A 24356-nucleotide genomic window follows, 5' to 3' on the forward strand; every position below is an offset into this window, starting at 1 on the left:
CGGCCACTGGCATCCTCGCGCTCCGTTCAAGGATGGCTCGCACTGAGGGAGGAAGTTGACGTGGAGAACTCGACCAAAATTCGCATTCATGAACCAAGCCAAGTGGGCATACTCGTCGAGCTCTCCGGGGAGTTCGACGTTCAGGCAAGGAGAGCCCTCGGCAAGACCCTGAATAGCGCCGCGAGTTGGGGTTCGCCGGTACGCGTGGATCTGTCCGGGGTAACTTTTATGGACTCCGCTTGTCTCTGGGAGCTCGTGGTAGAGTACTGGCTTTATCGCGAGAACCTCGCGCTGTGCAACCCCTCCCCGCAGGTCGAGTTGGGCGTGGCAGCGTGCGGCCTGGAGGGCTGGATCGTCTTCCGCCCGAGCGAAGAGACTGCATCTCGCACCGCCGACGGGTTGCCCCCGAAGCCTCGGGAGAAGAGCACCGAAGCCGCAGAGAGCACAGCGGGCAAAACATTACTCGATACACGTAAAGCACGTAAACGCCGGGCGACCGACGTTGCGTATCGACGGCGAGGGCCGCAAGGTTAACCGCCTCGAAAAGCGAGGCCGACCATGCCAGCTTGAACGAGTTGGCCTCACCAGGCTTCCAGCAAGGAGTAGCAGAACTGCGCGTTCTTTTGCGCTGTTCCTGGAGGGTCCGACGAGAAGAGGAGAGATCATGGAAGGGACAACCGGAGTGGACAGGGCGTTCATTGGGCGAGCGCTCTGCATATGTGGCTTGATGTTAGCGGTAGTAGGAGCCTACTTCGTCTCCATGGCGACCGAGGCCGTGGGGATCGCCCTGGGAGTAGCCGGATACTACCTCGGAGCGCGCACCCTCGGGAGCGCGACGATCCTTCTGTGTACGGCCGCCCTGTTTGTCGGACTGCTCGTGGGGCAGGGGTTCGTTCCTGGCCCCTACGATGGGGACGCCGACGGGGTAAAGGAGTCGATACAAGACCCGCTTCCTCCGGGGTACCCCGACTAAGTTGTTTCTCTCGCCAAGGGCCGGACAAGGCTGGGTAGACCGCTCAACGTTCTCGCAATAGGCAGGGGAGTGGGACGTGGGAGCGGGGACAGCACGCAGAGAAGCGCAGATCCTTCCTCAGGACGCGTCCGCTCACCGGTGCGGCGGGTAAGAGCGGCACCACGGTGGGCAGCCGCGAGGGACAGCGATCCTGACGCCGGTGCCGGACGTGAACCGGGACTATCTCCCTGCTCGAAGACGAGCAATGCCCTGCGGGAGAACGGCGAGTAGGTTACCGCGATGAGTACCACCCAAGACGGTTGAAAGCCTCGTTGGGGCCTCTCGCGGTTGACGTGATCGCGCGCCACGGCCCCTTGCACGGGAAGGATACACGTTCAACGTACACCTATGACGCCCTGACGTGGCTGCCGATGCGGGCCGGCCGTAGGTGAATACGTTGCGTAATGGAGAGGAGAGCACGTGCAACATAGGTCCACCAAAAATCCTCGAGGGGTAGGTCTCGTAGGAGAATGGGTATTGGGTCCAGACCTGAAACGTTCGCAGCCCTCAAAAATTCGATCGTCGCCAGCCGCGTCTCCCCATCGGAACGACTGGGCGAGGGGGAGGAGGGGCGGGTGAGTGCCCCCGCGAGCGCGACTTTCCCCTTTTGGGCGTGGGCCGTCTTCGTCGGGCTCGTGGTCGCGCTGCTCTGCCTCGACCTCTTCGTGCTCCACCGCAAGGCCAAGAGATACCCTTTCGCGAGGCATTATGGCTGTCGGGGTTCTGGATCGCGGTCTCCATGGCTTTTGGCGGCTTCGTCTGGTTCGTCGGGGGGCCGGACGCGGCGGGCAGGTACCTTACCGCCTACCTCGTGGAGAAGTCCCTCTCCATCGACAACGTCTTCGTCTTCGCCGTGATCTTCTCGGGCCTCGCCGTGCCGGAGAGGTACCGCTACCACGTCCTGTTCTGGGGCGTCATCGGCGCCCTGGTGTTCCGGTTTCTCTTCATACTGGCCGGCTCGGCCCTGATCTCGGCCTTCTCCTGGGTGGTCTACGTCTTCGGCGCGTTCCTCGTCTTCACAGGCATCAGGCTGCTCCGCAGCGGGAACGACGAGGAAGCGGATCCCCAGGACAATCGCGCGCTGAAGCTCCTGAGGCGCGTCTTGCCGTTCACCGAGGACTACCGCGGCGACCACTTTTTCGTGAACGAGAACGGCAAGCGCTACGCGACGCCACTCCTGGCCGCCCTGGTCGTCATCGAGGCCTCGGACGTTATCTTCGCCATAGACTCGGTGCCGGCGGTGCTCTCGCTTACCCAGACCACCTTCGTGGCCTATTCGGCTATGGCCTTCGCCGTCCTGGGCTTGAGGGCTTTGTACTTCGCCCTGGAGGGGCTGGTCGACCGCTTCGTCTACCTGCACTACGGCCTCGCCGCCATCCTGATCTTCCTCGGAGCGGAGTTCGTGCTCCAGGGTTTCGGGATCCACGTCCCGATCTACGCTTCGCTGGCGATCATCGCTGCTGTCATAACGACTTCCATCGTCTTGTCATTGAAGGCCACGAGCGGGGAGAAGACCTCGGGGTGATAGCCGCGCGAAGCCGTTGACGAACCGTGGGTTAGGGCCGTAAGTTGCCTTTCGGTCGTCGACGAGGACGGGGCGGAGGACACGCAGGCCCATCATCGTCCGACGGTGCTTCCGTTCTTGCGTGGCATCCCCAGAGGTAGGCACCCCAATGCCCGGCCATCTGTCCCGTTCGGATCGCGCTCGGTCGTCGTCTCGCTACACCTTCGCCGGCGGATTACCGGCATCCTCGTCGCGCAAACCGCCTGTAAAGATAGCTTAACGCTACTTTGACCGAGGGCTAACGACCCCTTACAGCAGACCAAACTCTTCGCGGCACACTGGGGTGCGCAACGGTAAGCGAGAGAGGAGAGCCACCGACGGTCAGGACCCTTACCCAGGAAAGACGCTTGCGAAGTTGGACCGACGAAACTTTTGGAGAAGATGCTTGTGAGAGAAAGGAAAGCCAGGGCCCTCAGTGTAGGCCGCGAGGACGGTCGCTTTCGTACGTGGGGCGTGGGGCTGCTGCTGATGCTGGCATCCGCGTTGTTCCTCGCCTCGTGCGGCGGCGCGGGCGACGAGCCGGCGTCGGGCAGCGGAGAGGAGACGGTACCGGCGGGGGAGGAGGCCGAGTCCGCCGGGCAGGCGCGCGCGGCCAGCGTGGCCGACATCCTCGACAACCCGAGCGAGTTCTACGGCAACACGGCCACCGTAAGCGGCCTCGTGACCGAGGTCGTCGGCCCAAATGCCGTGGTCATCGGGGGCGGCGAGTTGGTCAACGAGGGGCTGCTCGTGGTGGGCGCCCAGCAGCTGGATCAGATCGTGGAGGGCGTCCCCGAGGGCGAGGCCTTCGAGATCCAGCAGCAGGACCTCGTGCAGGCCACCGGCAACGTGCGCGAGTTCAACCTGAACGAGGTGGAGCAGGAGGTCGGCTACGAGCTCGACCAGGGCGTCTTCGGGGAGTTCGAGGGTAGGCCTGCGGTCGTCGCGGACTCCTTCGTGCTGACCCCGCAGGCCGGCGGCACCACGATGATGCAGCAGGGCACGAACGTCGGCATCACGGAGATCGTGGACCAGCCGGCGGAGTTCTACGGCCAGAACCTGACGGTCAGCGGCGCGGTCGCCGAGGTCATCGACCCCAACACGTTCGTGATCGTCAACGAGCAGACGGCCGAGCAGGAGGGCCTCTACGAGGCCGAGGCCGGCGCGCTCGGGGAGCAGGGCGTCCTGGTGTCGACGAGCAACGGCCCCAACCTCACGGAGCAGCAGACCGTTCAGGTGACGGGGACGCTCGAGCAGTTCGACGCCGCCACGTTCGAGCAGGAGATGGGCGTCCAGTACGACGTGAACAACGAGTTCGTCTCGGCCTTCGCGGACGGGCCCGCCATCATGGCGACCCAGGTCCAGCCGATGATGCAGGGCGGCGGCACGACGAGCCAGTAGGACGGCTCGCGGGCAAGCACCCGCCACTTGCGGGGCAGGCTCTAAAGGGGCGCCGGACGTACCGGCGCCCCTTCTCGCGAGCCGTCGCGACTCTTTCGAGAAAGGTGCCAGCATGACTAAAGCGATGTTCTTCGATCTCGACGGTACGCTGACCGACACCCACGCGCTGCACATCGCGACCTGGCTGGAGGTCTTGAGGCCCTACGGCCTGGAGGTGGACATGAGCCTCTACAGGGAGAAGTTGCTCGGCCTGTCGAACGAGGAGGCAGTAAGGGAGCTTCTGCCCCACCTCGGCGACGGGGAGAGGTCGGAGCTTCTGGAGGCTGAGGCGAAAAGCTACCGGGGACGTGCCGACCAGGTAGGGCCGATTCTGGGCCTCGGCGCGCTGCTGAAGGAGGGGCGCCGGCAAGAGATGGGGATCGTGCTCGTAACCAACGCCCCCAGGGAGGACGCGCGCCGGTCGTTGGAGGCTTTAGGCCTCGACGAGGCCTTCGATCCGATGATCTTCGCCGAGGAGGTGGGCGCCGAGAAGCCGGACCCGACCCCCTACCGCGTCGCGTTGGAGAGGCTCGGGTTCCAGGCGGGGGAGACCTTGGCCTTCGAGGACTCGCCGAAGGGGGTGAAGTCCGCCGCGGAGGCGGGCATCCCGGTGGTGGGCCTCGTCTCCACGCACGCGCCGAACGAGCTCAGGGAAGCCGGGGCCGAGTTCGTCGTCGGGGACTTCGCGGACCCGGCAGTCTACGAGCGGCTAGGTCGCTGATGCGCCTGCCCGCAAACTTCGCCCGGAGCCGTACCATGGGCCGCGCAGGCGGGAGGCGGGCGGAGGAGGGGACGATGAGGGAAGTGCGGAGTACGGTTGCGCCGACACGGACGGGACGCGTACGCCCCAGAGTTCCAGAGGCGGCGCGTTGCGGACCTGCGCGGGCGAGGTAGCGTTTTCGTGAGCGAACAGATTTCGAGGGCGCAGAAGGCGACGGTGTGGGGCCTGGCCCTCTTGGGGGCTGCCGCCGCCGTTGTGAGCATCGTCTTCGGCTTCTACCAGCGGTTCTTCTGGTTCGACGAGGCGTTGCACGCCTACAACTTCTTTGCCCTCACGCTGCTCTTGGCGGTCTACGCCTATGGGGCGGTGCTCGCGGGGGCGCGGACGCACGGGTACCTGCTGGTGCTCTTTATAACCGTGTTCGGCCTGGGGCTGGGGGCGCTGTGGGAGATCGCGGAGTTCGGTTACGACCACTTTATCGCCAGACCCAACGTCATCCTGCCCAAGCTCGACACGATAGTCGACATGATCTTGGACACAGCGGGCGCCCTGGTGGCGGGGATCACGTGCCTGAAGATGCTGAGGAGGTAGGTTCGCCGCGAACGCGGCGTCCCACCGGCGGGCCCTTGCTGCCCCCGTACGACGAATGAGGAGTGGACCTGTTGACGAGGACGATGCTCAAGGCCCTGCTCTCCGCGTTAGCCGCCTTGCTCGCGGCGGAGGCCGCGCTCGTGGGGGCGGTGGAGGCGACGGCCGCGCTTCGGCGTCGGGTACGCCGGCCGCCCCCGGAGGGGTTCCCGTGGGAGGAGCAGCCGGAGGTGGAGCTGGAATCGGGGGGCGGGCTGAAGCTCTACCCCGAGTACGAGCGGCTCTACGAGGACATGATCCGGGAGATCGAGGGCGCGGAGCGCAGGATCTTCATCGAGACGTTCATCTGGCAGGACGACGGCTGGGGCGCCGCTTCCTGGACGCGCTCGCGAAGAAGGCTCGCGAGGGGGTCGAGGTGTACGCGGTGTTCGACGAGGCCGCCAACCTCGGCCAGCCCGCCGCTTTCAGGCGCTTCCCCGGGAGATCGAGCTGCTGCGCTTCCGCCGGGTGAGGGGGACGAAGGACGCGCTCAACCCGCGCAGCGCCCACCGAGACCACCGCAAGATCCTGACCGTCGACGGGAGGGTGGCCTTCGTCGGCGGCTGGAACATCGGCGTCCTGTATACGAGCTGGCGCGGGACGCACCTGCGCGTGCGCGGGGAGGAGGTCCACGAGATGGAGCGGGCCTTCACCGACTTCTGGAACACGTACCGCCGGGACGGCCTGCCGAAGCTGCCGCCGGTGCGCGCCCGATCGTGGGACCCTACGCTCGCCTTCCACGTCAACGACCCCTACTCCCACACCTTCCCCATCCGCGACGAGTACCTGAGGGCCATCGACCGAGCCGACGAGCGTCTCTACATGACCACGGCCTACTTCACCCCGGGGCCCGCGTTCAGGACCGCGCTCGTCAAGGCCGCTGAGCGCGGCGTCGAAGTCGAGATCCTGATCCCGGAGAGGTCCAACCACGCCCTCGTGGACTGGATCGCCAGAAGCTACATGGGCGAGCTCCTGAGTGCGAGGGTCCGTATCTTCGAGTTCAAGGACTTCATGCTCCACGCGAAGACCGCGACCGTCGACGGGGTATGGTCCACGGTCGGCTCCTCCAACGTCGACACCTTGAGCTTCTTCGGCCTGCACGAGAGCAACCTGGAGGTTTACAGCGAGCGTCTGGCCGCCCGGATGGAGCGGATGTTCGAGCTGGACAAGACGAACGCCGAAGAGCTCACGCTCGAGAAGTGGAAGGACCGCCCAGCCTACGACAAAGCCCTGCAGTGGGGCATCGCGCCCCTCAGGATACTGGGCTGATCGCGTCAGCTCCACGAGCGCGTAGGGCTTCCTCGACCCTCGCCTCGCTCCCCGGCGTGCTGGGGTCGCGCGGCTTCCCGGCGTCGCCCGCCGTTCGGGCGCCGGTTTGACGCCCCGAATCCAAACGGGTGCCTCCCGAGGGCGGCCGGCGAAGGCCCGGCGCTACTGGGAGGTGGACTTCGCCCGGGGGCTGGCGATGGTCGCGGTGATCTTCTACCACCTCGTCTACGACCTCGACGTCCTCGGGGGCTTCCCGATCGAGTCTACCTCGGGCTTCTGGGGAACCTTCGCGGATGCGAGCGCCTTCGCTTTCGTGTTCCTGGCGGGTCTCTCGCTCTCTTTGAGCTCCGCGAGGGCCGGCCGAGCGGGCGAGGATCGCGGCCCGTTCGGCAAGTACCTGCGGCGAGGGTCGAGGATTTTCTCCTACGGCCTGCTCGTTACCGTGGTGTTCTGGGTATTCGACCTCGGGGTGGTCGTCTTCGGCATCCTGCACCTCATCGGGGCCTCGATCGTGCTCGCCTACCCGTTCTTGCGGCTGAGGCTCGCGAACCTCCTCGCTGGCGTCGCCCTCGTGGCGGTTGGGGTCTACCTACGGGCGAAAGGCGTGGACGCCGCCGGTACCCTGGGCATCCTGCTCGCGCCTTTGGGCGTCGACCCGGAGGGCTTTTACATGCCGGACTACCGGCCCCTCCTGCCCTGGTTCGGCGTCGTGCTGCTCGGCCTCTTCTTCGGCAACGTCGCATACCGGCAGCGCGGGGCGGACGCGGAGAGCTCGGACGCGCCTCTCTTTGCTGCCCCGCTCGCCTTCCTGGGGAGGCACACCCTCCTCGTCTACCTTATACACCAGCCTATTTTGATAGCCGTGCTACGGGTCACGGGGGCGATCGAGCTCGGCTTTTAGCCAAATTTCCGGGCGCCCGCCGATACTAACTCCTTAGTTTCTCTTACCGGTTTGCTAACCGGATCTTTCCAGTCCCTTAACATACTTGGCTTACTTTATGGGAACCGTCCGCGCCTTCGGGCCTTCGCCCGTAGCGTGCGGGAGGGGCACGGCCATGAGAGGTCGCGCCCTGGCCGAGATCGAGAACTGACGCTTTCGAGTTCTACCGCGGCGAGGAGACTCTGGATCGAACGGACGAAGACACGCGACGCGAGGTCGCCCGCTCACCGTCGTGATGGAGCAGGCACCAGAGCTAAGAGTGCAACGTGTAGGGGTGAGAGAGACCGCCATCTTGGGCGCGGTTCTAGCGCCAGATACGGAGAAGGGAGCAAGGCTTGAGACCAGGATACAGAGCGCCGTTGGCAGGGGGCGCTGGCATGGCGTTGGCCCTCGGCCTCGCGGAGTTGGTGCACGGCGTATACGCGCTCGTGCCTTCTGTGCCGGTCGCGATCTCCCAGCGCATCATCGAGCTGACGCCCGGCGCCCTGGCGACGGCGGGGATCGGCGCCCTGGGCAAGGCGGCGGCCCCGGTCCTGATCGCCGTCGTCGTGGTCTCGGCGCTGCTGTCGGGCGCCGGCCTCGCCGCCCTCGCCCGGCGTTCCCGGCTCGCGGCCCTCGCGGGCGTGGCGGTGCTCGCGGCCGCGGCCCTCTTCGCGGCGTTTATGGAGCCGTTTATCGCGCCCGTCGCCACGGTCCTCACCGTACTCGGCTCTTTGGGCGCAGGCACGCTCGTCTCGGGCCTCCTGCTCCGCTCCTCCGGCGTACCCGGCGGTGAGGGCGCCGGGCCGGAGGATGCAAGCGAAGAGGCGTCCGCCGAGCGCCGCGAGCCCGAGCCCTTCTCCGGCAGGTACCGCGAGGCGCACTCCGAACGCGGCGTGGCGGTGAATCGGCGCGGGTTTCTGGCGTTGGCCGGCGGGGCTGCGGCGGTGGGGGCCGCGGCCGCCGGTACCGGGCGGTTTCTCACCGGCGAGGAGGACGCGGAGGTCACGGGCGCGAGGCCGCTGGAGAGCACGCAGAGGGGTGGGCCTGGCCAAGCCGTACCGCAGGTCCGAACCAGCGTGCCGCCCCCTCCCCCGGAGGCCTCCATCGAGGTGCCCGGCATGCCGCCCTTGATCACGCCGGCCGAGGACTTCTACGTCATCGACACCGCCCTCTCCTCGCCGCGCATAAACCGCGAGCGCTGGACGCTCAACGTAAGGGGCGCGGTCGAGAACCCCGTGGAGTTCTCGTACAACGACCTCATGTCCCTGCCGGTGATCGAGGCGTATATAACGCTGGCTTGCGTCTCCAACGAGGTCGGCGGCGGCTTGGTTTCCAACGCGAAGTGGACCGGGGTGCCCCTCTCGGAGGTGCTAAGGGAGGCCGGCGTGGCCCCGGACAGACTAAACCGGGCCAACGAGCAGCTCGTCGGTCGCAGCGTGGACGGGTGGACGAACGGTTTCAGGACGCGTACGGCCTTCGAGCGCGAGGAGGCGCTCGTTGCGTTCGCGATGAACGACGACGAGTTGCCCCTCAAGCACGGCTATCCGGTCCGCCTCGTCGTCCCCGGCCTCTACGGCTACGTCTCGGCGACGAAGTGGCTCACCGAGATCGAGCTGACGGACCGGGGCTACGACGCGTACTGGATCCAACGCGGCTGGTCGAAGCAGGGCCCCGTCAAGACCCAGAGCCGCATCGACACCGTCGAGCCCGGCGCCACGGTGCAGGCCGGACGAGTCCCCATAGGGGGGGTCGCCTGGGCCCCCACGCGTGGCATCGAGCGCGTCGAGGTATCCACGGACGGCGGAGAGACCTGGAACGATGCCCGCCTCGCCGCCCAGCTCGACGTCGACGCTTGGCGCCAGTACGTCTACGAGTGGGAGGCCGAGCCCGGAGAGTACGTCCTGAAGGTACGCGCCACGGACGGCGAGGGCGAGACTCAGACCGCGGAGGAGGCCGCGCCTATACCCTCGGGGGCCACCGGATACCACACCATCGAGGCGACCGTCGTTTGAGTACGTCTCCCGAGGGTGCATTCCCCCTCCTCTCCCACGCGAGGTCGCTTTGCCCCACCCGGCAGAGGCCAGAGACGACGGGACGGACTTTCCGTACGCCTTCTGAGATCGATGGTGACGAGGCGACCCCAGGTTCGGCGCCTCGCATCCGGGACCGGAGCATGCGTCCATGACGCAGAACCGCTACCCGAAGGGCCGGCGGGACGGCCTCCGGGAAGTTCGTGGCGTCGTCGGGCTGGAACGCTCTTCGGACTCCCACAACGACGCTCGTCGTAGTGTTCGTTCTGCTCGTGCCCGACCGGAGCATCTTCGCGGGCCTGCCGGAACGACCGTTTTGCGCCCTTCTCGTCGCTTCGGGTCGAGGCGAGCCGACTTTGTTCTCGCGTACGTTTCGATCAAGGTGGGCGGGGCGGAACGGTTTCCACCCGGGGGAATGCTGGGGGGATGGAAGCGTGTGCTGTGTCGCGCCCGCGCGGCTCCCATCGTCCCTCGCTCGGTGTCGTGCGGTACTAGTGCTCGAGGAGGAAGGATATGAAGAGAGAAGTAACGGACGAATGCGCTGTCCGCGGCGGCCGTTCCGGCCGAAGGGCGTTCTGGAGGCTCCGGTTGGCGACCCTGCCGGTCTTACTGCTGGCGGCGCAGGTCCTCGTCGCCTGTGGTAGCGGCGAAGAGCCGGCGCCCGAGGCCGCGAACATGCCCGTGGAGGACCCGAGCGAGTACTACGGGACGATGAGGGCCTTCGGCGGCGAGGTCGGCGCGGTCCTGGGCCCCGACGCGTTCGTGATGGTCGAGGAGGCCGACCGGGCGGAGGGACGCTACCCCGAAGGCGTGCTGGTCGTGAACGACACCGGCAGGCCCCTGGAGTCCGAGCTCGCGGTAAGCCAGCCCGTCTCGGCCTACGGCGGGGTGGAGCAGCTCCAGCCCGGGGAGGCGGAAGAGGAGACGGGGCTCCAGTTGGACCAGGAGGCGCTCGAGCAGTACGAGGGCGGGCCCTGGATGAGCGCGACGTCGGTCGACGTCCCCGAAGAGAATCAGCAAGAACAAACCACCCGCTGAGCCCCTTGCTCATCTGGCGCCCCACGCCCGGCGGCCTCCAGGGGATCTGCCGCCGCAGTACGTGAGACGCGGGGACGAGGGACGGTAGGCGCGACGCTGCGGGGAGCCGAGCAGGTGCAGGCTCCGATGATGTAGGCTGGAGGTTGCGACGGTTGTTGATCTGGGTGCCCGAGGGGGCCGGCGCGAAGGTAAGGGAGGTCGCCCACGGTCACGGCGCCGACGAGACGGTCTCCTTCGCGGGCCAGAGCAGCAACGGACCGGTGGACCTCACCCTTCTCCACGTCCCGAACCGCCGGCTCGGCGCCCTCCTAGACGCGCTGAACTCCGTAGACGGGCTGCACGTCTCGATGTTCCCGCACGGGGTGCTGAACCTGAAGCCCCCGCCCGAGGAGGTGCCGCGGCAGGTCCGCGACGTGACCCTGCGCAGCCCTCTGGAGATCTTTCTGGGCGGCTTGCAGAGCGTGGGCTCCTGGCGCGGCTTCTTGGGCTACGCCGTGGCCAGCGGCCTCGTGGTCTGGATCGGGTTGTACACGAACACCGTCTACCTCCTCGTCGCGGCGATGCTCATCGCCCCCTTCGCCGGTCCCGCGATGAACGCCGCCGTCGCCACCGCACGGGGGGATCTCGACCTGCTCGGTCGTACCCTGCTCCGCTACGGGGCAGGCCTCGCCGTCGCCGTCGCCACGGCCGGTCTCATGTCGCTCGTCCTCGGCCAGCGCCTCTCCACCACCCTGATGGAACAGACCGCCTCCATCTCCACGACGGCCGTCGTCCTGCCGCTCGTCGCCGGGGCCGCGGGGCCATAAGCCAGGCCCAGTCCGAGAGGAGCAGTCTGGTTTCGGGGCGGCCATCGGGATGCTGGTCGCTGCGGCCCTCGCCCCGCCCGCGGGCTCGTCGGGATGGCCGCGGTCCTCGGGAGTGGGCCATGGCCAAGGCGGGGCTCTTTCTGCTCGGCCTCCAGCTTGCGGGCGTAAACCTGTCGGGGCGCTGGTCTTCCGGCTGGTCGGCCTGGGCCCGGAAGGGTCCCGTTACTCTCGCGGACGAGGTTGGGTGCAGGTGGCGTTGTCTGCGGCGACCCTGCTCGCTCTCGGGGGTTCCTGGCCTGGCAGTTCGGCGACCCGCCCGAGTTGCAGCGGGCGAGCCTGGCCCGGGAGGCGGAGGTCGTCGTGCAGAGGGCCGTCGGGACCGGCGGTCCCGTCCGGGTCGTCGAGACGGACGCGAGGTTCGTTAGGGCCGACGTCCCGAACGAGAACACGCTCTTGGTCTCGACTTACGTCGAGCAGGAGGAGACGACCCCCGGGGCGGCTTCTTCGGCGGATTCCACGGAGCGGGCTTTGCAGGAGCGGATAGGCCGGGAGCTACGCCGGGAGATCTCCGAGGCTACTCCCCTGGTCGACGTGACGGTCCTGGGCCAGAGTTGAGGAAGTTTTGTGCATTGCTTCGGGAGGAGGACTTCGTGCGTGAGGGCGGGGAGGATGGGCTGATGGTCCGCGAAGGAGGATGGGCGGCGGGCGACCTCCGCTGCGACCTCGCGTCAGGAGGTGCAGGAGGGCCATGACCATCACGCGCAGGGGCGATGGGGGAGGCTCGTCCGGCGGGAAGTTGGGCTCGTTCTGGGAGAAGCTCAATTCAAGCTTCTGGTTTGTTCCCGCCGTTTTCGTGTTGGGAGCCGTGGTGCTGTTCTTCGCCACGCAGTACCTGGATCAGCTTCTGCGCGCGGATCTGGCTTCGCTACCCGTCGTCTTCTCCGGCGGCCCTTCGGCCGCCAGGAGCGTGCTCGCGGCCATCGCGGGGAGCGTCATAACCACGGTAACGACGGCTTTTTCGCTCACCATCGTCATCCTCCAGCTCGCCTCCACGAGCTACACCCCGCGCGTCCTGAGGAGCTTCACCTCCGACCGCAGCGTGCAGGTCGTCCTGGGGACGTTCATTGCGACCTTTTTGTACTCGCTGTTGGTCCTGAGGATCATCCGCGAGGCCTCTGCCGAGGGCCGGTCTTTCACCCCGGTGATCTCGGTGACCGTGGCGGTGGTGCTGACCGTGGCGTGCGTGGCGCTCCTGGTCTACTTCATCGCCCACGTCGTCAACCTCATCCAGTCCTCCACCATCGTTCAGACGGCCCGTAGGGATGCGATGGAGGTCATCGAGAACCTGGACGACCTGGGAGACGCGCCCGCCGAGGACCCGAAGGCTCCGGAGGAGCGCCCGGAGTTGCGAGGCCTGCTCTCGGAGGAGCCCCTGGTGGTACGGGCCCGGCAGAGCGGCTACGTGCAGTACCTGAACGCCGGCGAGGTCGTGGAGGCGATCGTCGGTCGTTCCAACGCGCCCGAGGGGGGAACGCTGGTCGTCGAGATCCCGTTCGGACCCGGACACTTCGTCGCCGCGGGTCTCCCGCTGGTGCGCGCCTGGCCCGCGAAGGAGCCGCGGTCCCTGGAAGACGTCCACGACGCCTTCTACTTCGGCAAGGAGCGCTCGTTCCGCCAAGACTTCGCCTTCGGCCTCAGGCAGCTCTCGGACATCGCTCTCAAAGGCCTCTCGCCCGGGGTGAACGACCCCACGACCGCGATGCAGGCGATGGACCAGGTGGAGGTCATGTTCGTGGCCCTTGGCGAGAAGGCGATGCCCCCGCGCGTCCGCGAGCTGGAGGTCGGCGGCGCGAAGGTCGTCCTGAAGGTCGCGTACTACGGCTTCGACGACGTGGTGGGGCTCGCCTTCGACCAGATCCGCAGGGCCGCCTTCACCAGCGGGCAGGTCGCGGTCCTGGAACGGTACCTGGAGATCCTCGGCCGGGCCATAGACGCGAACCGTATCCCCGAGCGCCGCCTCGCTCTGTGGGCCGGCGCCCTCACGGTGGCCCGCCTCGCCCCGAACGAGGTCTCCGACCCCCGGGATGCCACCGAACTCCTCCTCGGCGCGGTGAAGCTCGGGGAGCGCCTGGTGGGAGCCGGGGTGGGCGTGGAGGCCGACCTCGAAGAGCTCTCCGGGCTATCGGAGGATCTTCCGGAGGGCGGCAGGATCCGGGGGGCCGTGGAGGAGGTCTTACGGGGCGCGACCCGGTAGGCTCGAGGCAGGGGAGGATCTCGTTGTTCGACGGCGGTGTTTTAAGGGAAGCTTTCGAGGGGCTTGCGGGGGTGGTCGGCGGACCGGAGGTCGGTGTCCGGCTCCTCCTGACGCTCTTCGTCCTCGCCGGGGCGCTCGCGTTGCGCCGCGTGGCGTCGCAGGCCGTCCGGCGACGGTTCGGGACGATGGGGCAGGGCGGCGGGGGAGGGCCGTCCGAGGCAGGAAGGGACGACCGTCACAGCGCCTACTGGATCAGGAAGGTGTCGGCCTACGCCGTCTGGGGGGTGGCGGTGCTGCTCGTGATCTTTATTTGGGCGGAGTTCGGTCGGAGGTTGGGCTTCGTAGTGGGGGCAGCTTCGGCCGGGGTGGCCTTCGCGTTGCAGAACGTCCTGGGCTCCTTCGCCGCGTGGCTCGGTATCCTCGCGGGAGGCGTCTTCAGGGTCGGTGACCGGGTGATGATGGGCGGGGTGAAGGGGGACGTCATAGACCTCTCGCCCCTGAGGACCACGGTTATGGAGATCGGGAGCCCCGGCGCCTCCGAGGACTCAGACGTCTGGGTGCGCGCCCGCCAGTACACCGGCCGCGTCGTCACGGTCTCCAACAAGGCGTTCTTCGACGAGCCCATCTACAACTACTCCAAGGACTTCGACTACGTGTGGGAGGAGATCTCCGTCCCCGTCTCCTACAAGACGGCCTGGGAGAAGGCCCGCGACATCCTCCTCGAGGAGGTGGAGGGGGCCACGCGCGGCTTTAGGCAGGAGAGCGCCGAAGCGCTCGCCGAGATGTCCCGGCGCTACCTCGTGGGGAAGAGCGAGGTGGAGCCCCAAGTCTTCGTCAGGCTCACGGACGATTGGGTCGAGCTCTCCGTCCGGTTCGTGATCCCGACCCGCTCCGCCCGCTCCCTCAAGAGCGGCATCTCCGAGAGCGTCCTCAGGCGATTCTCGGAGGAGAACGTCGCCATCGCCTCGACCACGAGCGAGATCGTCGGCTTTCCGTCTCTGCGAATAGAGGGCCTCGAAGAGGCGCTCGACGCCCTGCGCCACCGCGACGGCGACGGACAGCCGGGGACCCGGGCAAGGGAGGACTGAGGAGGCACGGGCGAGTGATACCCTTGCCCAGAGGACAAACGGGGGTTGCTCCGCGGACCAGCGCCCGTGCCGAGCATTGCCCCGTCAAGGTCGATCTGGCGTCGTCTGACGCACGCGGACAGCGCAACTACGCCGGCGAGTAACGGGCGGCGAACCTCCTCGTCGGCATCCACGGAAAGGATAGGATCTGATACCTCACCGATCCCGCTTTGCCCAGATTCGCACCCGGGCGCGAGTCCTTCGTCAGTAACCCGCTCACGTTGTTGTGGACCTTGGTCCCTCCCGCGCGATCTCCGGCGCGAGAGGCGGCCCCTCCTGTGTCATAGGTCTACGTCCGAGTTCGGGAGTCGCTCCTTGTCGGAGCCTACTACCTGGCCGAAATTCAGCAGCGTGACGAGGACTACGCCCCCGATGGTATTGCCCAACGTGGCCGGGGCGAGGAAGCCGGAGAAGAAGTCCCAAAGCGGCGTTTCGCCGGCGAAGACGCTCATCAGGACCTCCGTCGAGCCGGCGATGCAGTGTGCGAGCCCCGCGGCCGGGATGAGGAAGGAGAGGACGTAGATGGAGAAGGCCTGGGAGATCGTGTCCCTGCAGGCCGACACTACCCAAGCTACGAGCGCCACGAGCCACCCGCCGAAGACCGCTTTGAGGGTCAGAGTCCAGAACCCGGGCTCCAGGTTATGGGCGGCTTCCTCCAGCAGGAGATCGAAGGCCGCGGGGTCGAGCAGGTTCCCTTACGTCACGGCGACGGCGAAGATCGCCGCGCCCAGGACGTTGGAAGTGAAAACTACCGCCCAGAACCGGAGCATGTTCGCCAGGCCGTTGGTCTCGTCCAGCACCACCGTAACGGGGGTAACGGTGTTCTCGGTGAAAAGCTGGGCGCGCCCGAGGACGACGATGAGGAACCCTATCGGGTAGAACAGCATGGCGACGAGCCCTACACCGCCGGCCATCGCCCCCACGACCCCTAGGGCCAGCGCGGAGAAGGAGATGTTGAGCCCGGCCGCGAGACCGCTGAGCGCCAGTCCCGCGTTGGCGCGCTGGAGGTTCTCGCGCCCGTCTTCGATGACGGTCTCCAGGATTTCCGGCGCCGTCTTGAGGGCGGCCACGCTACCTCCGGGCTCGAGCGTCTGCGTCCCCTACAGGGTTACGACGTTCTCGCAATCGGAGACGGTGTCCGTCTCGTCGACGACGCAGGTGTCGTTGCCGGGACCGCCCGCGACCGTGTCCGCCTCGCCGTCCCCGGCCCCGAACAGGAAGTCGTCCCCGTCGCCACCGTCGAGGTTGTCCGCGCCGGCCTGCCCGAAGATGGCGTCGTTGTTGCCGAAGCCGGAGAGCGCGTCGTCGCCCGCGCCGCCCCGCAGCAGGTCGAGGCCCGCGCCGCCTTCCAGCCGGTCGTTGCCGGCGTCGCCCTCGATCAGGTTGTCGCCCGCGGCATCGGAGAGGAGGTCGTCGCCGCCCATACCGGACAAGGCGTCCGATCCGGGCGCGCCCCGGACGAGCTCCCCTGCCTCGGAACCCATGATCGCCTCGCCGACACCGGTGCCCCCAAGCGCCTCGCCTGCCTGCTCGCCCGCGTTCGACAGCGTATCGCCGATTTCGGTGCCCGAGAGCAAGCCCCCTTCCGCTTCCTGGGCGAGAGCGGCCCCGCCGGTGAACGTCAACGCCAAAGCACCCGTGGTCAGGACGAGGGCCGCCCGTCTCGCGATCCGCTTCATCCGCGTACCTCCTTCGTTTCCCCGCCTGCGGGGAGGTCGTCTACAACGACCCGCAGTCTAGGACGCGAATTGCGGGTGCCCGGTTAAGGGTGTGTAAGGGGAACGTAAACCCGCCAGTGGTGCTTCTATGATCGAGAAGATACGCGCAGGGGGAGCGTCCGTACAATGCATACGGTCTGCCACTCGACGCCTCGGAAAGACGGACCGGTCGGCAGAGACGAAGAGCGCGAAGCCTTTCTAGTCCCTCACGGATCGTGCGCGGCTTCGGCCGCCTGCAGTCAGCGACACCGGCCGGACGGCCGCAACTTAACGGAAACCTTACCGCTTCTTTACTACCCCTGGTCAACGCTTCGTTCGTGTCTCTTACCATGCACATAATGGGCCATTCGCTCGGAAAGCGAGGTGGTTTTTGAGGTCCGATGAAACGTGGGTGGGGGCGAGGGTACGGGTGCGGGAGGGCTGCCAAAAGGCGGACCTGCGGGGGCGCGTCGGCACCGTGGCGAAGGCGTATGGTACCCGCGACCGAACGGCCCTGCACGTACGTTTCGACGACGGCCTGTGGCAACTTCTGTGGCCCCGCGACGTGGAGCGGGAGGGAGGAGCTACACGGCACGATGGTGGTCGAGGTGATGCGACCTGCGGAAACGGAGCCGGATGAGGGCGTCGATCGGAGGCGCATGCGGGAGAAACCCGAACCGGCCCACCGGCAGGTGGTACGACCAAGGGAGGCCAAAGCGTGTTCGACCCCGAGTCTTCGGGGGCCGCAGCGCAAAGAAGATAGTTAATGCTTCGGTTTGCCGACATTCCCAAGGGCTACCGCGCAAAGACCGAACTGCTGCCCGGGGGCGGATCTCACGACGGGGGCGGACGGGGTTTCGAGCCTTCCGTCGAGCGAGCATTCGGTGCGAACGCGCACCTTGTGGACGTGGCCCGGCAAGACGGCGCGGACGATCCGGACTCTCGCGGTGTACCCTCGTGGTCGATGTAGACGCAGTTGCCCGGGAACGATGAGGCGAACTGGCCGCGGAGGCAAGGAGGTGAGGGAGAAGTAGTGAGGCAAGAGGCTTTGAGGGCGCGCGATCTGTACAGGGCGGTCCTCCTGCTGGCGCTCCTGGGGCTGGTAGGGCTCTTCTTTGGCCAGATCCTTCAGTTCCTGGTGGTGTCCTTCGTGGCATTGTTGCTCTCCCTCGCGCTCGCGGCCGGAGCGAAGCTCTTGGCCCGACTCCGCCTGCCCAGAGCGGTCGGCGTGATCGCCACGCTGTTTATTCTGTTCGGGGCGTTCGTCGCGATGGGATACGCGCTCGTCCCACCCTTGATAGAGCAGTTCGGTCAGTTTTTGGGAGACCTCCCGCGTATCCTGGCGATGCTTCAAGAACAGATCGGTCCGCGGGCCTCCGGGGGGGATCCGTCGGCGACACAGGGTGTGATCGCGCGGCTGGAGCGGGAGATCTCGGGCTTGCTCGCGACCCTCAACTACGACCCTTTAGCCCTGGCGAGGGACGCTTTGGGGTTTTTGAGGACGGTGTTGGGCGTGGCTTCCGTCCTGATCGTCCTCGTCGTGGCGGCGGTCTACGCGGCGATCGAGCCCCGCCCTATCGTCGAGGGCTTCTTGCGCCTTTTCCCGAGGCACGGGCGGGACCGAACGCGCGCGTTGCTCGCCGACCTTCGCGTTACGCTCACGCGGTGGATGTGGGGTACGGCCGTCGACATGACGACCGTGGGCTTGATGACCGGGCTCGCCCTCCGGCTCGTGGGATTCGAGTTCCCTCTGCTCTTCGGCGTCCTGGCGGGGCTCCTCACCATCGTCCCGTTCTTCGGCCCGATAGCCGCGACGGTCCTCGTGGGGCTCGTCGCGCTGGCGGAGGGTTGGGTGCACGCGCTCGTCTGCGTCAGCGCGCTCGTCGTCGTCCAGCAGATAGAAGGCAACGTGCTCGTCCCGCTCATCATGCGTCGGGCGATCCTTTTGCACCCGGCGGTGATAGCCCTCGGCATTCTCTTCGTCGGATGGACCATCGGTCCCCTCGCCATACTAGTCGCCGTCCCCATCCTCGCTACCGCGCGGGTCCTGATCCGGCACCTCTGGATCGAGCGCGTAAGTCCGACCGAGGAAGGCCGGGCGGGTGACGGGCGGCCCGGCTCCGAGGAGAAACCGGAAGGAAGCAGTGGCGGGGGCCCGAAGGGGGAACAGGTCCGGACCGGTGCACACGAGCGGGCGCAAGGGGCGCGGAGGCTGCCCTGAGCGCCCTAAGTTTCCGCTTCCGCGCGACGAGCAAACGTTTCCTTTACTCGTCCTTAACCGTAACTACGCGCAGCGTTTGTAAGCTGACACGCTAGAGCCCTCGGGCTGTTCACTCCGGGAAGCAAGAGCGGTACGCGCTTGAGTTCGATCTTGCGGGAGGGGTGGCGGTCGTTGTGGCGGCGGGCGCCAGAGGCGCGTCCGGGAGGTACGGCTTGACGCTGGCCCTTAGCAACGAACTGTCCCCGCCGGTACTTGGACCGCCCGACGGGCTCGCCGATGGACGAGGCGTAAGCGAAAGGCACGAAGCGGAAGGGGTCGGTTTGGAACCAGAGTTCTGCGAGCTCAGGAACCCACGGGTCGTGATCGGGGTGAAGACCCGTAGCAGTGTCCACGGGAGGCTAAGATCGATGGACGCGGTACTAGTGCTTCGGGACAGCCCACGGGTCAAAGACCCTACCTGCGGATCGCGTGGTGCGAGGAGTCGGGCTCGCGAAGGGTACTCACGGCGCGGAAGAGGCCCCGGTGTCCCGAGGGGTTTTGACGCAGGGACGCGTGCGCTCGAAAAACACCCCCTGTCGCCTAAGGCAAACGGGTCACGATGAGCGACTCGCTGACTGGCCTCGCAGGATGGGTTCTCGGCGTCATTCAATCTCTGGGCTACGTGGGCATCGCCGTCCTGATCGCGCTGGAGAACCTGCTTCCACCCATCCCCTCGGAGGTCATCCTTCCTCTCGCCGGCCTCCTCGTCGGGCAGGGGCGCTTCGCGTTCCTGCCGGTGCTGATAGCCTCTACCGCCGGATCACTCGCCGGTGCCCTGGTGCTCTACGGCCTGGGGCGGTGGCTCGGCGAGGAACGCCTGCGCCGGTTCGTCAAGAGGTATGGCCGATTCCTGCTGCTGGACGAGTCGGACCTGGACCGTGCCGTCGGGTGGTTCGACCGCTACGGCGGGCCCGCCGTTTTCTTCGGCCGGCTCGTCCCGGGGTACGAAGCCTCGTCTCCGTACCCGCGGGTACGGAGCGCATGCCCGTCTGGCGCTTCGTCGCCTACACGCTTGGCGGCAGCGCACTGTGGAACGCGCTGCTCGTCGGTTTGGGCTGGTTCCTCGGCGAACGCTGGACGTTGGTGCGCCAGTATGGGCAAGTGGTCCAGTACGTGCTGCTGGCGGCCCTGATCGGCGCGGTCGCCTGGTTCGTCTGGCGCCGATGGGGGAGGCGCAGGTGACCGGCAGCTCGTCGGGAAGAGCCGGGACCGAACCGTCCGCGCTCCGGTAGCGCGACACGGCTTAGCGTGCTCCGCGCAGCGGCCGTGTACGCACGCTCGTTGTAAAGATCTTGCGGGCACGAGGTCTCGTGCCCCCGGCAAACTTCATATCCACGTGCGCATCATCGGGCGTCGTAGGCTGACCTACGACGCCGAAGTCGCTGGCGCCTAAAGAAGCTCAACACCTCCTCGGACTCCAAGGTCTTCCTGACTCCTTCTAGCGCGAGGTGGAGGCTCCCCTGAGGATCGTCCAGCCCACCACCCCGGCGATCAACGAGGCGGCAAGGATGCCCAGCTTGGCCGCGTCCGCCAGCGCCCCGTTCGGGAAGGCCAGGTCCGTGATGAAGAGGCTCATGGTGAAGCCGATCCCGGCGAGCCACCCTGCCCCGTAAATGTGGCGCCAGGAAATGCTTCTCGGCAACTCGGAGACTCCGCTTCTCACCGCGAGCCACGCGAACAGGGTGACGCCGATCTGCTTGCCGAGGATCAGCCCGGCCACGATGCCCAGGGTCACCGGGCTGGTCAGCGCCTCCGCGGCACCTCCGCCGAGCGCGACGCCGGCGTTTGCCAGGGCGAAGAGCGGCATGACGGCGAAGATCACCCATGGGTGCAGCGCATGCTCGAGCTCGTGCAGCGGTGGCTCCAGTTCGTAGGCGGCGCGATTGAGCGCGTGCAGGGCGGCTTGGCGGTCCTCGTTCGCGAGCACGCCGTCGCCCTTCTCGCCGGATTGCTCGAAGCGGTCGAGAACGTACCTGCCGCGCTCGAGGAATGCTTTTGGGGCGATGAAGGATCTGACCGGCACCGTGAACGCCAGAAGCACCCCCGCTATCGTCGCGTGAACCCCCGAGAGCAAGAACGCCAGCCAAAGCCCAATGCCGAGCAGGGCGTAGACCAGCGTCCTACCCACCCCGATCAGGTTGGCCACGATCAAGGCGACCAGGAAGAGCGCTGCGAATCCTAAAGCTCCCCAAGAGATCTCCGCCGTGTAAAAAAGGGCGATCACCAGGACCGCTACTATGTCGTCGACGATGGCCAGCGCCGTCAGGAACACCTTGAGCGCCACGGGTGCCCTCTCTCCGAGCAACGCGAGCACGCCCAGGGCGAAGGCTATGTCGGTGGCCATCGGTATACCCCAGCCGGCCGCGCCCTCCGTCCCGGCGTTGATGGCGGCGTAGATTGCGGCGGGCAGTACTGCCCCGCCCAGGGCCGCGGCCACCGGCAGCGCCGCGCCGCGCAGGGAGGACAGCTCGCCCACTAAGATCTCGCGTTTGATCTCCAGCCCCACGACCAGGAAGAAGACCGCCATCAGGCCGTCGTTGATCCAGTGGGTGAGGTCCTTGGACAGCGAGTAATCTCCCAGCCCCACAGTCAGTTTCGTGTGCCACAGAGCGGCATAGCTCTCCCCCCAGGGGGAGTTGGCCCACGCGAGGGCGATCGTCGCGGCGGCTACTAGGAGTATGCCGCCGGAGGACTGCTTGCGGGTGAAGTCTTGGAAGGGACGCACGATCCTCTCCACCGGACGTCCTTCCGGGCTCACGTAGCGCGTCCTCCCTTCTGGACTTGAGCAAGGGGCACCCCCGATGTTTTCGGCCGGATAATCGGTTCGAGTACGGGTAAAGGCACGCGAAGATAGTAACGCGTCCGGCCTCCACTCACGGTCCGCCGGACCTCGGGTCTTTTTTGGAGCAGGCCGTGCTGCACGAGGGCCTTTGTCGTGCAACCGTTTGCGCCCGTCGTGAACGTATCCGTGGCGCCGCAACGACACTCGGGAGGACATCATGCTCTCGGCGCCCAGACGGGCACGGGGGCACCGAAGGCGCGGTCGATGGCTCAACCGATGGCAGTGACGAGGACGATGCCGCCCGCCAAGGAGGCAAGCTCACGCGGGGTGGTGAAGAGGCCCAGCCGAAGATCCCGTGTCCGGGTATAGCTCCTCCGTCTCCGACGCGCCGGAACAAACGATCGACCAGCGCGTCCCCGCCCTACTTCCGAGGAGGGAACGGGCCTCGATCGTCGGTATGGTGCTCAAGACCTCCTTCCGTCCCTACTGCTGCCCCCCGAACTTTGCGTTCCGTCGGACAAGTACCTGGCGGCGAGTACACTCCCCAAGCCGAGCACCAAGCACGTTGCCTCAAAGGGACCACGATCGAAGGACCCGAACCAAGCCACACCGATCGGAAACGAGGCCAACTTTACCACCAGCAGCAACACTCCCAAGCCTCCGACCATGTGACGGACGGTCGCAACGTCCCTCTGCAAGAAGCCCGCGTAGGCGAACAGCAGGCCCACTCCCACGTGGTAGAAGCCCGTCAGCGGGCCGAGGCCCCACAGGTTCGAGAAGCCCACAACACCGGTCATCAAGAGCGCCACGGCCGCCACCCGCACGTACAGGCGCAACACGAAACGCTACCCTTCCCTCGTGGTTACGTCGGCGCCCCCCGGTCTCGGCACGAGGAGGGGGCCGAGGAGGCCTTCGAACCCCTGGTGGGGCGAAACATGCCTCGGGGTACTGCCTCCCCTACGGGGCTGGCACTACCCGCGCCGCGCCTGAGCAAGAGTTCACGAGCAGCGCGGCTAGGCCTTTGAGTCGGGTGCGATGCGTTGGATGCTGTCTGTGATCCTGAGGTGCCCATCCGTGCCCTCGCCAAACCGACCGCCGCCAGGCCACCCCCTGCTCCGCCGCGAAGCCTCACCGCCAGCGGCCCAACCCTGCTTCCTTTCGACGATCGGCCACAGACGCGGTCGCCCGGCCCGACGGGCGATCTTTGCCATGGCTTTTTCCTCCCCGTGTGACCTTGCGGTACCAGCCCTCGTCTGCGCGTGGTACTCGTACCCATCCACTTTGTAAAAAACCACATCTCATGCGCGAGCGACCGCAAATGTATGGGATAGGGGTAAGGGTTAATGGGCTACGACGACCCGGACAGCGCTGCCTTTACCGTACGCTAACAGGCCTTTACCTGGAGCTAACGGTGGCGAGCGACAATAAGGGAGCCGTTGCGGACCGGCGCCTTTCTACCTCCCCCGTTTCCACGCCGGTCCGCGCGGCGCAGTCTCCCCCTACCTGTCCATCCTTCGGTTCCGTACGACACCGGGCACTCTGTACCGTGCCGCCCTAGCCCTCGGGTCGCCGGCCACCCTTGCGGTTTCGGCAGAGCCCTCGTCTGTAAACGCCCGAGCGCTGTTGATCGGGATCGGCCTTCGAGCAAACGAACTTTCTCGGCACGTCGGCTTGCTTTGCCGTCCAGCAGGAGCCGGTCGCGGAGGTTCGACGCGCCGAAGCCAAAGCTTTACCGAACCTTTGCGGTTCCTTAACGAGCGAGGGGTAAACCGGAGCGAGCGACAGCGGTTCGAGCAACGAGCAGGAGGCACAAGTCCGAGGCGCACGGCGCGAAGAAACCGTCCTCTTGTACGAGAGTAGGAAACAGACGAGGTCTGCCGCTGGCCGTCGCCGCGAATTGCCGCAGCGGGCAGGTGGCGGATGACAAGCGCACCGGTATTCGTTTCTCTTCTCGCTGCTCTCGGCCTGGCCGTCGTGCACCTTTTCTCCGGCAGGCTGCGCTTTCTGAATGGTACCCCCCGCAGTATCTGGCTCTCCATCGCAGGGGGCGTCTCCGTGGCCTACGTCTTCGTGCATCTGCTGCCGGAGCTGGCCGAGGGGCAGGAGGCGATCGCCGAGGCCCTGGGGCAGGGTTTTCTGGCCCTCTTGGAGAGCCACGTGTACCTTTTGTCGCTCGTGGGTCTCGCTACCTTTTACGGCCTGCAGCGCGCGGCCAGCTCGTCAAGCAAGCGCCGCAAGGGGGCAGGGGAAGATCGGGCGAGCACCGGTGTGTTCTGGCTGCACGTCTCCTCGTTTACCGCTTACAACGCCATCATCGGTTACCTCCTGCTACGGCGGGAGGCGGGAGGCGGGCGTGTCGCAGGGGCTTCTCCTCTTCTTTCTGGCGATGGCCCTGCACTTCGTGGTCAACGACCACGGTCTGCGCGAGCAACACAAGTCCGCTTACCGCCGGGTTGGTCGCTGGGTCTTGAGCGCCGCGATTCTCCTGGGCTGGATGCTGGGCCTTCTGGTCGAGGTTCCCGAGTTCGTGGTCGCCGCGATAACCGCCTTCCTGGCCGGCGGGACCGTACTCAACGTCCTGAAAGAGGAGCTGCCCGAGGAGAGGGAGAGCCGCTTCTGGGCCTTCGCCCTCGGCGTCGCCCTGTACGCGACGATCCTGCTGGCGCTGTGATGGTTCTCCCTCTAACAGGCCTCGGGCGGGGCCGACCAGACCGCTGCACGCTGGCAGACGTATATTTCGAGCGGGGGTTGGCGCGCGGTCCTTCGTCGCGACGGCTGTCGGACCCGTCTCAGGGCTCCGTTCCGCAGGCCGCGAGCGAGGAGCACGG

Annotated in this window: 20 protein-coding genes and 2 pseudogenes; 18 read left to right on the plus strand and 4 right to left on the minus strand. The window is 66.8% G+C overall.

Going from position 1 to position 24356, the window contains the following annotated elements:
- Positions 1-60 precede the first annotated feature (60 nt).
- The 14 genes from GBA65_RS07520 (at position 61) to GBA65_RS07580 (ending at position 14750) form a co-directional block, all read left to right on the plus strand.
- Positions 61-534, plus strand: coding sequence for an STAS domain-containing protein (locus GBA65_RS07520; RefSeq protein WP_166396049.1), 474 nt, complete (start codon positions 61-63; stop codon positions 532-534).
- Positions 535-664: 130 nt separating this feature from the next.
- Entirely contained in the window at positions 665-973 is a 309-nt protein-coding gene (locus GBA65_RS07525; RefSeq protein ID WP_166396050.1) for a hypothetical protein, read from the plus strand.
- 778 nt (positions 974-1751) lie between these two features.
- The gene (locus tag GBA65_RS07530; protein WP_266096554.1) at positions 1752-2537 is read left to right on the plus strand and encodes a TerC/Alx family metal homeostasis membrane protein; all 786 of its coding nucleotides are present in this window, start codon (positions 1752-1754) and stop codon (positions 2535-2537) included.
- A gap of 426 nt (positions 2538-2963) precedes the next feature.
- Positions 2964-3956: a hypothetical protein gene (locus GBA65_RS07535; RefSeq protein ID WP_166396051.1), complete on the plus strand. Its 993-nt coding sequence runs from the start codon at positions 2964-2966 to the stop codon at positions 3954-3956.
- Positions 3957-4068: 112 nt separating this feature from the next.
- Entirely contained in the window at positions 4069-4716 is a 648-nt protein-coding gene (locus tag GBA65_RS07540) for an HAD family hydrolase (protein ID WP_166396052.1), read from the plus strand.
- A 180-nt stretch (positions 4717-4896) separates the two neighbouring features.
- Positions 4897-5307 (plus strand): hypothetical protein, encoded by a 411-nt coding sequence (locus GBA65_RS07545; protein ID WP_166396053.1) that lies wholly within the window; start codon positions 4897-4899, stop codon positions 5305-5307.
- A gap of 504 nt (positions 5308-5811) precedes the next feature.
- A complete protein-coding gene (locus tag GBA65_RS07550; RefSeq protein ID WP_166396054.1) occupies positions 5812-6612 on the plus strand; it encodes a phospholipase D-like domain-containing protein in 801 nt (266 codons plus the stop codon).
- 106 nt (positions 6613-6718) lie between these two features.
- Positions 6719-7513 (plus strand): heparan-alpha-glucosaminide N-acetyltransferase, encoded by a 795-nt coding sequence (locus tag GBA65_RS07555; RefSeq protein ID WP_166396055.1) that lies wholly within the window; start codon positions 6719-6721, stop codon positions 7511-7513.
- Positions 7514-7911: 398 nt separating this feature from the next.
- The gene (locus tag GBA65_RS07560; RefSeq protein WP_166396056.1) at positions 7912-9546 is read left to right on the plus strand and encodes a molybdopterin-dependent oxidoreductase; all 1635 of its coding nucleotides are present in this window, start codon (positions 7912-7914) and stop codon (positions 9544-9546) included.
- Positions 9547-10077: 531 nt separating this feature from the next.
- Positions 10078-10602, plus strand: a complete 525-nt coding sequence (locus GBA65_RS07565; RefSeq protein ID WP_166396057.1) for a hypothetical protein — start codon at positions 10078-10080, stop codon at positions 10600-10602.
- 152 nt (positions 10603-10754) lie between these two features.
- Positions 10755-11408: a DUF389 domain-containing protein gene (locus GBA65_RS22895; protein ID WP_207956220.1), complete on the plus strand. Its 654-nt coding sequence runs from the start codon at positions 10755-10757 to the stop codon at positions 11406-11408.
- A gap of 240 nt (positions 11409-11648) precedes the next feature.
- Positions 11649-12023 carry a hypothetical protein gene (locus GBA65_RS22900; RefSeq protein ID WP_207956221.1) on the plus strand — a complete coding sequence of 125 codons (375 nt, stop codon included), beginning with the start codon at positions 11649-11651 and terminating at the stop codon, positions 12021-12023.
- Between the two features lie 133 nt (positions 12024-12156).
- Entirely contained in the window at positions 12157-13662 is a 1506-nt protein-coding gene (locus GBA65_RS07575) for a DUF2254 domain-containing protein (protein WP_166396058.1), read from the plus strand.
- Between the two features lie 23 nt (positions 13663-13685).
- A complete protein-coding gene (locus tag GBA65_RS07580; RefSeq protein WP_166396059.1) occupies positions 13686-14750 on the plus strand; it encodes a mechanosensitive ion channel family protein in 1065 nt (354 codons plus the stop codon).
- A gap of 320 nt (positions 14751-15070) precedes the next feature.
- Here GBA65_RS07580 and GBA65_RS24120 read toward each other — a convergent pair.
- Both GBA65_RS24120 and GBA65_RS07595 read right to left on the minus strand, forming a co-directional pair.
- Positions 15071-15859 (minus strand): annotated as a pseudogene (locus GBA65_RS24120) (formate/nitrite transporter family protein).
- A 30-nt stretch (positions 15860-15889) separates the two neighbouring features.
- Entirely contained in the window at positions 15890-16468 is a 579-nt protein-coding gene (locus GBA65_RS07595) for a calcium-binding protein (RefSeq protein ID WP_166396061.1), read from the minus strand.
- A gap of 1051 nt (positions 16469-17519) precedes the next feature.
- On the opposite strand from GBA65_RS07595, the gene GBA65_RS07600 reads away from it, so the two are divergent.
- The 3 genes and pseudogenes from GBA65_RS07600 to GBA65_RS24125 all read left to right on the plus strand — a co-directional run bounded on the left by GBA65_RS07600 (position 17520) and on the right by GBA65_RS24125 (position 19928).
- Positions 17520-18707, plus strand: coding sequence for an AI-2E family transporter (locus GBA65_RS07600; RefSeq protein ID WP_166396062.1), 1188 nt, complete (start codon positions 17520-17522; stop codon positions 18705-18707).
- Between the two features lie 598 nt (positions 18708-19305).
- Positions 19306-19632: pseudogene (locus GBA65_RS25810) on the plus strand (DedA family protein); the annotation flags it as partial.
- A gap of 95 nt (positions 19633-19727) precedes the next feature.
- Entirely contained in the window at positions 19728-19928 is a 201-nt protein-coding gene (locus GBA65_RS24125) for a DedA family protein (RefSeq protein ID WP_228281737.1), read from the plus strand.
- A 256-nt stretch (positions 19929-20184) separates the two neighbouring features.
- On the opposite strand, the gene nhaA is transcribed toward GBA65_RS24125, so the two are convergent.
- Complete coding sequence (gene nhaA, locus GBA65_RS07610; RefSeq protein WP_228281738.1) at positions 20185-21483, minus strand: Na+/H+ antiporter NhaA; 1299 nt, start codon at positions 21481-21483, stop codon at positions 20185-20187.
- A gap of 509 nt (positions 21484-21992) precedes the next feature.
- Entirely contained in the window at positions 21993-22367 is a 375-nt protein-coding gene (locus GBA65_RS07615) for a hypothetical protein (protein WP_166396063.1), read from the minus strand.
- Positions 22368-23881: 1514 nt separating this feature from the next.
- On the opposite strand from GBA65_RS07615, the gene GBA65_RS22905 reads away from it, so the two are divergent.
- Positions 23882-24199, plus strand: coding sequence for a hypothetical protein (locus tag GBA65_RS22905; protein WP_207956223.1), 318 nt, complete (start codon positions 23882-23884; stop codon positions 24197-24199).
- Positions 24200-24356: the final 157 nt, after the last annotated feature.

This window comes from Rubrobacter marinus (assembly GCF_011492965.1).
Lineage (GTDB): Bacteria > Actinomycetota > Rubrobacteria > Rubrobacterales > Rubrobacteraceae > Rubrobacter_F > Rubrobacter_F marinus.

Bases quoted from the DNA above. Each gene is read 5' to 3' on its own strand.
- GBA65_RS07525 (WP_166396050.1), top strand. From the start codon at position 665: ATGGAAGGGACAACCGGAGTGGACAGGGCGTTCATTGGGCGAGCGCTC.
- GBA65_RS07530 (WP_266096554.1), top strand. From the start codon at position 1,752: ATGGCTTTTGGCGGCTTCGTCTGGTTCGTCGGGGGGCCGGACGCGGCG.
- GBA65_RS07540 (WP_166396052.1), top strand. From the start codon at position 4,069: ATGACTAAAGCGATGTTCTTCGATCTCGACGGTACGCTGACCGACACC.
- GBA65_RS07565 (WP_166396057.1), top strand. From the start codon at position 10,078: ATGAAGAGAGAAGTAACGGACGAATGCGCTGTCCGCGGCGGCCGTTCC.
- GBA65_RS07575 (WP_166396058.1), top strand. From the start codon at position 12,157: ATGACCATCACGCGCAGGGGCGATGGGGGAGGCTCGTCCGGCGGGAAG.
- GBA65_RS07595 (WP_166396061.1), bottom strand. From the start codon at position 16,468: ATGAAGCGGATCGCGAGACGGGCGGCCCTCGTCCTGACCACGGGTGCT.
- GBA65_RS24125 (WP_228281737.1), top strand. From the start codon at position 19,728: ATGCCCGTCTGGCGCTTCGTCGCCTACACGCTTGGCGGCAGCGCACTG.